Below are 7,936 nucleotides of genomic sequence, written 5' to 3'. Positions count from 1 at the left end.
TTGGATTGAGGCGCCCCGTTCAAGCCACGCTGGCCGAACGCAGGCTTGAATTCGTGGGTAACCCGGCAGGACGCCGGGTTAGCCGCCCCGCGCCATGGATGGCGCGTGGCGGCGGCCCACGGATTCAAGCCTGTGTTCGGGCACACCGAGCCTAGGCGAGGTGCCGAGTGGTGGGGCGAGAGCCCTTTTGGTTACTTTTGGGGCTCTTTTCCAAAAGTGACCCGCTGTAAAAGCGGAACCCTAAGTGGCCGTTACCGCAGGAATGGATATGTACTCGGTATAACAGCGTCGCCTGCCAGGCCGCCTTCGCGAGCAAGCCCGCTCCCACAGTGGGATCGTTGGGGTGTCAGGTAGATATGCATCGGCTGTGGGGCCGTCATCGCAGGCAAGCCAGCTCCCACAGTTGGATCGTCAGGTGTCAGGTAGATAGGTGTCGGCTTCTAGGCCAACATCGAAGGCAAGCCCACCTTTGCAACCTGCATTCAGATAGAACTTCTGCAACCAGCCCCACCTCATAAGTAACAAGCCCCCAGCCCCGGCAACCCCATGGACCTTGTCATCGCCCGCCCCGAAGGCCTCTACTGCCCTGCCGGTGATTTTTATATCGACCCCTGGCGCCCAGTGGAACGTGCAGTCATCACCCACGCCCACGGCGACCACGCCCGCACCGGCAATCAACACTACCTGGCCGCCGCCCCCGGCGAAGGTATCTTGCGCTGGCGCCTGGGCCAGGACATCAACCTGCAAACCCTGGCCTACGGTGAACAGTTGGTGCATCACGGCGTGACCTTGAGTTTCCATCCAGCCGGGCATGTACTGGGCTCGGCCCAAGTGCGCCTGGAATACCAGGGCGAGGTCTGGGTGGCGTCCGGCGACTACAAGATCGAGCCCGATGGCACCTGCGCGCCCTTCGAACCGGTGCGTTGCCACACCTTTATCACCGAATCCACCTTCGGCCTGCCGATTTACCGCTGGCAGCCCCAGGCGCAGATTTTTGCCGGGATCAATGACTGGTGGCAGACCAATATCGCCAGCGGCAAAGCCAGCGTGTTGTTCTGCTATTCCTTCGGCAAGGCCCAACGCATTCTCCATGGGCTAGACGCCAGCCTCGGCCCGATCCTCAGCCACGGCTCGGTAGAGCCGTTGAACCGAGTGTACCGCGAAGCGGGCATCTACATCCCCGAGACCCTGTATGCCGGCGACTTCAAAAAGACCGACCCACTGCTGCGCCAAGCCCTGATCATCGCCCCGCCCTCCGCCGGAGGCAGTACCTGGATGCGCCGCTTTGGCGACTACAGCGACGCCTTCGCCAGCGGCTGGATGCGCCTGCGCGGAACAAGGCGGCGGCGCGGGGTAGACCGTGGTTTTGTGCTCTCGGACCACGCCGATTGGCCCGGCTTGTTGTGGGCCATCGAACAAACCGGCGCACAACGGGTGATGGTCACCCATGGTTCGGTCGGTGTATTGGTGCGTCATCTGCGGGAAAAGGGCTTGGATGCCCAAGGCTTCAGCACCGAATACGGCGATGACGAAGAAGAGGCTACTGCATGAAAGCCTTCGCCGAGCTGTACGCCAATCTCGACGCCACCACATCCAGCAATGCCAAGCTCGCCGCCCTGCAAGCCTACTTCCTGCAGGCGCCGCCGGCCGACGCGGCCTGGGCGGTGTACTTTCTCAGCGGCGGGAGGCCACGGCAACTGGTGCCAACGCGCCTGCTACGGGACATGGCCACCGAAGCGGCCGGTATCGAACCCTGGCTGTTCGAAGAGAGCTACCAGTGCGTGGGTGACCTGGCCGAGACCATCTCCCTGCTCCTGCCAGAATCCACCTACACCTCCGAAGACGGCCTGGCCGTGTGGCTGGAAGAAAAACTGCTACCCCTGCGCGGTCTGCCACCCTTGGACCTGGCAGACCGGCTGCCGGCGCTGTGGGCGCAACTGGACCAACCGAGCCTGATGGTGTGCATCAAGTTGATCACCGGCAGCTTTCGGGTGGGCGTGTCCAAACTGCTGGTGACCCGCGCCCTCGCGGCCATGGCCGACCTCGACAGCAAGCGCGTGGCGCAGCGGTTGGTGGGCTACACCGATTTGTCGAACCGTCCCACAGCCGAAGGCTACCTCAAGCTGATTGCCGCCGAATCATCCGACGAGCACGCGCAACGTGGCGGGCAACCCTATCCGTTTTTTCTTGCCCACGGGCTGGCGCAACCGGTGGAGCAATTCGACACCCTGCTCGGTTCACCCGTCGATTGGCAGGTGGAATGGAAATTTGATGGCATTCGCGCACAACTGGTCAAGCGCGAGGGGCGCCTGTGGGTCTGGTCTCGCGGTGAAGAGTTGCTGACTGAACGTTTCCCTGAACTCCACAGCCTGGTCAGTGGCCTGCCCGACGGTACGGTGATCGATGGCGAAATCGTGGTGTGGAAAGACTCGGTGCAACCCTTCGCGCTGCTGCAACAGCGCATTGGCCGTAAAACCTTGAGTAAAAAAGTCCTTGAGGATGCGCCAGTGGCGGTGCTCCCGTACGACCTGCTGGGGGATCAGGGCGACGACTGGCGCAACCACACCCAAGCCGAACGCCGTACCCAATTGGAACAGGTAATCGCTGCGTGCAACCAACCGGTGTTATTGCCCTCGCCCTTGCTGGAAGGCAAGACCTGGGCAGCCTTGGCCGAGCAGCGCGAAGCCTCTCGCAGCCTGGGCGTGGAAGGCATGATGCTCAAGGATCGCAACGGCCTCTACGGCGTGGGCCGCACCAAAGACATGGGCCTTTGGTGGAAGTGGAAGGTCGACCCCTTCAGCGTCGACGCCGTGTTGATCTACGCCCAGCGCGGCCATGGTCGACGTGCCAGCCTCTACAGCGACTACACCTTCGCCGTATGGGACGGCCCGCCAGGCAGCGAGCGCACCCTGGTGCCGTTCGCCAAGGCGTATTCCGGGCTGACCGACGAGGAAATGCGCAAGGTCGACGCCATTGTGCGCAAAACCACGGTGGAGAAGTTCGGCCCGGTCAGCAGCGTGACGCCGAGCATGGTGTTTGAGCTGGGTTTCGAGGGAATTGCCCTGTCCAAGCGGCACAAGAGCGGGATTGCGGTGCGGTTTCCGCGGATGCTGCGCTGGCGCCAGGATAAGGCGGTGGAGGAAGCGGACAACCTGGCCACGCTACAAAACCTGTTGGCCTGATCCAGCCCCTTGTAGGAGCTGGCTTGCCTGCGATGACGGTGAGTCAGCTACCCCTATAACAACTGACCCACCGCTATCGCAGGCAAGCCAGCTCCCACCTTTTGATAAGTGACAGCTCCACAATGGTGCACTGGAAATTCCATGCCCATTTTCGGGCACCGCCTACACTCAGTCTTGCCTTATCCCACCTTTTAAAAAGCCCATCCGGAACTATGGTGCAGAAATTGCTACTTGTGATGGGTCTGACACCGTTCAGTAACAGTCCTCATCGCGCCACAAGCGCTTATCTTGGTTTCCAGGGATTACCTAATGAAAAAAGCATTGCTGACCCTTTCTGCACTGGCTCTGTGCATGGCTGCTGGTGTTGCTACAGCCAAGGAATACAAGGAATTGCGTTTTGGTGTCGACCCTTCCTACGCACCGTTCGAATCCAAGGCCGCCGACGGTAGCCTGGTTGGCTTCGATATCGACCTGGGCAACGCGATCTGCGCGGAGCTGAAGGTCAAGTGCAAGTGGGTCGAAAGTGACTTCGACGGCATGATCCCGGGCCTGAAAGCCAATAAATTCGATGGCGTGATTTCGTCGATGACCGTGACTCCAGTGCGCGAGAAGGCCATCGACTTCTCCTCCGAGCTGTTCTCCGGCCCGACTTCGCTGGTGTTCAAGAAAGGCGCTGGCTATTCGACGCCAGAATCTCTCAAAGGCAAATCCGTGGGTTACGAGCAAGGCACCATTCAGGAAGCCTACGCCAAGGCCGTACTGGATAAAGCCGGGGTGACCACCAAGGCTTACGCCAACCAGGACCAGGTGTACGCCGACCTGACCTCCGGGCGCCTCGACGCTTCCGTGCAGGACATGCTGCAAGCCGAACTGGGCTTTCTCAAGTCGCCAGCCGGTGCTGGCTATGAAGTGAGCGCCGCCATCGACGACCCGCTGCTGCCGTCGAAAACCGCCATCGGTATCAAAAAAGGTAACACTGAACTCAAGGCGCTTTTGGATAAAGGTATCAAAGCGTTACACGATGATGGCACCTACGCCACTATCCAGAAGAAACACTTTGGCGATCTGAACCTGTACAGCGGCAAATAATGCCTGGGGCGCCCTGCTTCAGGTGGGGCGCTTTTTTATCGCCATAGGTCCTGATTTATGTTCGAAGATCTGTTGCAAACCCTCGGGCTGAGCGCATTCAGCCTGAAGGGTTTCGGCCCGCTATTGCTGCAAGGCACCTGGATGACCATCAAGTTGTCGGTGCTGTCCCTGGCCGTCAGCGTAGTGCTGGGCCTGCTCGGCGCCAGCGCCAAATTGTCCAGCCTGGCCATTGTGCGTATCCCCGCCCAGCTCTACACCACCCTGATTCGCGGGGTGCCGGACTTGGTGCTGATGCTGTTGATTTTCTACAGCCTGCAAACCTGGCTGAGCGGCTTTACCGACTTTATGGAATGGGAATACATCGAGATCGACCCGTTCAGCGCCGGGGTGATCACCCTGGGCTTTATCTACGGTGCGTATTTCACCGAAACCTTTCGCGGTGCGATCCTCGCCGTGCCCCGTGGCCAACTCGAAGCCGCCACCGCTTACGGGCTCAAGCGCGGGCAGCGGTTTCGCTATGTGACCTTCCCGCAGATGATGCGCTTTGCGCTGCCGGGCATCGGCAATAACTGGATGGTGATGCTCAAGGCCACCGCACTGGTGTCGATCATCGGCCTGGCAGACTTGGTAAAAGCCGCCCAGGACGCTGGCAAGAGCACCTATCAACTGTTTTATTTCCTAGTGCTGGCGGCGCTGATCTACCTGTTGATCACCAGCGCCTCCAACTTTGTCTTGCGCCGACTTGAACGTCGCTACTCCGCAGGCGCCCGGGAGGCCGTGCGATGATCGAGCTATTGCAGGAATACTGGCGCCCCTTTCTTTACAGCGACGGCCAGCACATCACCGGCCTGGCCATGACCTTGTGGCTGCTCAGCGCCTCACTGGTCATCGGCTTTCTGGTGTCGATCCCGCTGTCCATCGCCCGCGTTTCGCGCAAGCGCCTGGTGCGTTGGCCCGTGCAGTTCTACACCTACCTGTTTCGCGGTACGCCGCTCTATATCCAATTGCTGATCTGCTACACCGGCATCTACAGCCTTGCCGCCGTACGAGCACAACCGGTGCTGGATGCGTTCTTTCGCGATGCGATGAACTGCACCCTCCTCGCCTTCGCCCTCAACACCTGCGCCTACACCACCGAGATTTTCGCCGGGGCGATCCGCAGCATGGCCCACGGCGAAGTCGAGGCGGCCAAGGCTTACGGTCTCAGCGGCTGGAAGCTGTACGCCTACGTGATCATGCCTTCAGCGTTGCGACGCTCGTTGCCCTACTACAGCAACGAAGTGATCCTGATGCTGCACTCGACCACCGTGGCCTTTACCGCGACGATCCCGGACATTCTCAAAGTGGCGCGGGATGCCAACTCCGCCACCTTCATGACCTTCCAGTCATTTGGCATTGCCGCACTGATCTATCTGACGGTGACCTTTGCCCTGGTCGGCCTGTTTCGCCTGGCGGAGCGGCGTTGGCTGGCCTTTCTCGGGCCGAGCCACTAAGGAGTTTGCATGCACCACCAGCTACATGACCTGATCGCGCCGGTGCCCGGCACGGCGCGGCAGATCCACAGTTTTCACTTCGGCCCGCAGCAGCCCGAAGGCAAGGTGTACATCCAGTCCTCCCTGCATGCCGATGAATTGCCGGGCATGCTGGTGGCCTGGCACCTGAAGGCGCGCCTGGCAGAACTTGAAACGGCCGGGCGCTTGCGCAGCGAAATCGTGCTGGTGCCCGTCGCCAACCCGGTGGGCCTGGAACAGGTGTTGATGGATATCCCCTTGGGCCGCTACGAACTGGAAAGCGGGCAGAACTTCAATCGCCTGTTTGTCGACCTCAGCGAAGACGTCGGCAACCAGGTCGAAGACCTGCTGGGCGATGATCCCCAGCGCAATGCCCAATTGATCCGCAGCGCACTGTCCCACGCCCTGGCCGCGCAAACCGCCCAGACCCAGTTGCACTCCCAACGCCTGGTGCTGCAACGCCTGGCCTGCGATGCCGACGTGGTGCTGGACCTGCATTGCGACTTCGAAGCCGTGGCGCACCTGTACACCACGCCCGAAGCCTGGCTACAGGTAGAACCGTTGGCGCGCTACCTGGGTTCGCAGGCCAACCTGTTGGCCACCGATTCCGGCGGGCAGTCTTTTGATGAATGTTTCACCCTGGTGTGGTGGCAGTTGCAGCAACGCTTCGGCGAACGCTACCCGATCCCCATGGGCAGCTTTTCGGTGACCGTCGAATTGCGCGGCCAGGGCGATGTCAACCACGGCCTCGCCGCGCTGGACTGCCAGGCCATCATTGATTATTTGATCCACTTCGGCGCCATTCGCGGCGATACAGCCCCCTTGCCTGCCCTGGCCTACCCGGCTACCCCGCTAGCGGCGGTGGAGCCGGTGACCACTGCGGGGGGTGGCTTGCTGGTATTCAACGCGCTGCCAGGCGAATACCTGGAGGCCGGGCAATGGGTCGCCGACATCATCGACCCCATTACAGACCGCGTAACGCCTGTGCACTGCCAGCACGCCGGGCTGCTTTACGCCCGTTCGCTACGTCGCATGGCCACGGCCGGCATGGTGATCTGCCATGTCGCCGGCACACAGGCCTACCGCAGCGGTTATCTACTTTCGCCTTGAGGATGCATGCCCCATGTACAAACTGACCGTTGAAGGCCTGCACAAAAGCTATGGCGACAATCAAGTGCTCAAAGGTGTGTCGCTCAAGGCCAAGACCGGTGATGTGATCAGCCTGATCGGCGCCAGTGGCTCAGGCAAGAGTACCTTCCTGCGCTGTATCAACTTTTTGGAAACCCCCAACGATGGCGCCATGACCCTGGACGGCCAAGCGATCCGCATGGTCAGCGATCGCCAGGGCATGAGGGTGGCTGACGACGCCGAGCTGCAACGCTTGCGCACACGGCTGGCGATGGTGTTCCAGCACTTCAACTTGTGGAGCCACATGAGCGTGCTGGAAAACATCACCATGGCCCCCCGCCGCGTGCTGGGTTGCAACAAGAAGGACGCCGAAGACCGTGCCCGCCGCTACCTGGACAAAGTCGGGCTGCCGGCGCGAGTGGCTGATCAATACCCGGCGTTCCTCTCCGGCGGCCAGCAGCAGCGTGTCGCCATCGCCCGCGCCCTGGCCATGGAGCCGGAGGTGATGCTGTTCGATGAGCCCACATCGGCCCTGGACCCGGAGCTGGTAGGCGAAGTATTGAAGGTGATCCAGGGCCTGGCCGAAGAAGGCCGCACCATGATCATGGTGACCCACGAAATGAGCTTTGCGCGCAAGGTCTCAAGCCAGGTGCTGTTCCTGCACCAGGGCCTGGTGGAGGAGCAAGGCCTGCCAGAGGATGTGCTGGGCAATCCGAAAAGCGAACGCCTGCAGCAGTTTCTGAGTGCCGACGTTCCAACTGCCTAATGCCAGTCAGTTAAGCAGGAGCGCTGCACTGTGGCGAGGGAGCTTGCTCCCGCTGGACTGCGTAGCAGTCCCCGTCTTTTTGAACAAAGAGCGGGGCCGCTTCGCGCCCCAGCGGGAGCAAGCTCCCTCGCCACAGCAAGCTCGCTCCTACTTCAAATTGCCACTCAGAAACTGCTGCAGGCGTTCGCTTTTCGGATTGCCCAGCACATCCTCTGGCAGGCCTTGCTCCTCCACCAGGCCCTGGTGCAGGAACAGCACCT

General features: G+C 61.1%; 7 protein-coding genes and 1 pseudogene. 7 read left to right on the top strand and 1 reads right to left on the bottom strand.

Features of this window, described 5'->3' with window-relative positions; genetic code table 11:
- Positions 1–546: 546 nt before the first annotated feature.
- From CER19_RS00040 to CER19_RS00010, 7 genes are all read left to right on the top strand, one after another.
- Positions 547–1,551, top strand: a complete 1,005-nt coding sequence (locus CER19_RS00040) for a ligase-associated DNA damage response exonuclease (RefSeq protein WP_116664940.1) — start codon at positions 547–549, stop codon at positions 1,549–1,551.
- Positions 1,548–3,182, top strand: a complete 1,635-nt coding sequence (locus CER19_RS00035) for an ATP-dependent DNA ligase (RefSeq protein ID WP_116664939.1) — start codon at positions 1,548–1,550, stop codon at positions 3,180–3,182. The genes CER19_RS00040 and CER19_RS00035 overlap by 4 nt, the downstream gene beginning before the upstream one ends.
- A 309-nt stretch (positions 3,183–3,491) precedes the next feature.
- Positions 3,492–4,271: a transporter substrate-binding domain-containing protein gene (locus tag CER19_RS00030; RefSeq protein WP_014717255.1), complete on the top strand. Its 780-nt coding sequence runs from the start codon at positions 3,492–3,494 to the stop codon at positions 4,269–4,271.
- Positions 4,272–4,328: 57 nt separating this feature from the next.
- Positions 4,329–5,057 (top strand): ABC transporter permease, encoded by a 729-nt coding sequence (locus CER19_RS00025; protein ID WP_014717254.1) that lies wholly within the window; start codon positions 4,329–4,331, stop codon positions 5,055–5,057.
- On the top strand, positions 5,054–5,764 hold the full coding sequence (locus tag CER19_RS00020) for an ABC transporter permease (RefSeq protein WP_003189226.1): 711 nt from the start codon (positions 5,054–5,056) through the stop codon (positions 5,762–5,764). The genes CER19_RS00025 and CER19_RS00020 overlap by 4 nt, the downstream gene beginning before the upstream one ends.
- Positions 5,765–5,773: 9 nt before the next feature.
- Positions 5,774–6,892 (top strand): succinylglutamate desuccinylase/aspartoacylase family protein, encoded by a 1,119-nt coding sequence (locus tag CER19_RS00015; protein WP_116664938.1) that lies wholly within the window; start codon positions 5,774–5,776, stop codon positions 6,890–6,892.
- Between the two features lie 13 nt (positions 6,893–6,905).
- Positions 6,906–7,676, top strand: a complete 771-nt coding sequence (locus CER19_RS00010; RefSeq protein ID WP_116664937.1) for an ABC transporter ATP-binding protein — start codon at positions 6,906–6,908, stop codon at positions 7,674–7,676.
- Between the two features lie 147 nt (positions 7,677–7,823).
- On the opposite strand, the pseudogene CER19_RS00005 reads toward CER19_RS00010, so the two are convergent.
- Positions 7,824–7,936, bottom strand: a pseudogene (locus tag CER19_RS00005) (histidine/lysine/arginine/ornithine ABC transporter ATP-binding protein); the annotation flags it as partial.

It is taken from the genome of Pseudomonas sp. GL93 (genome assembly GCF_003408955.1).
GTDB lineage: Bacteria > Pseudomonadota > Gammaproteobacteria > Pseudomonadales > Pseudomonadaceae > Aquipseudomonas > Aquipseudomonas paracarnis.
This window is presented reverse-complemented; position numbering and strand designations above follow the sequence as displayed.

What these genes read in the sequence shown, in the direction of transcription:
- CER19_RS00040 (WP_116664940.1), top strand. Translation starts at nt 547, where the DNA reads ATGGACCTTGTCATCGCCCGCCCCGAAGGCCTCTACTGCCCTGCCGGT.
- CER19_RS00035 (WP_116664939.1), top strand. Translation starts at nt 1,548, where the DNA reads ATGAAAGCCTTCGCCGAGCTGTACGCCAATCTCGACGCCACCACATCC.
- CER19_RS00030 (WP_014717255.1), top strand. Translation starts at nt 3,492, where the DNA reads ATGAAAAAAGCATTGCTGACCCTTTCTGCACTGGCTCTGTGCATGGCT.
- CER19_RS00025 (WP_014717254.1), top strand. Translation starts at nt 4,329, where the DNA reads ATGTTCGAAGATCTGTTGCAAACCCTCGGGCTGAGCGCATTCAGCCTG.
- CER19_RS00020 (WP_003189226.1), top strand. Translation starts at nt 5,054, where the DNA reads ATGATCGAGCTATTGCAGGAATACTGGCGCCCCTTTCTTTACAGCGAC.
- CER19_RS00015 (WP_116664938.1), top strand. Translation starts at nt 5,774, where the DNA reads ATGCACCACCAGCTACATGACCTGATCGCGCCGGTGCCCGGCACGGCG.
- CER19_RS00010 (WP_116664937.1), top strand. Translation starts at nt 6,906, where the DNA reads ATGTACAAACTGACCGTTGAAGGCCTGCACAAAAGCTATGGCGACAAT.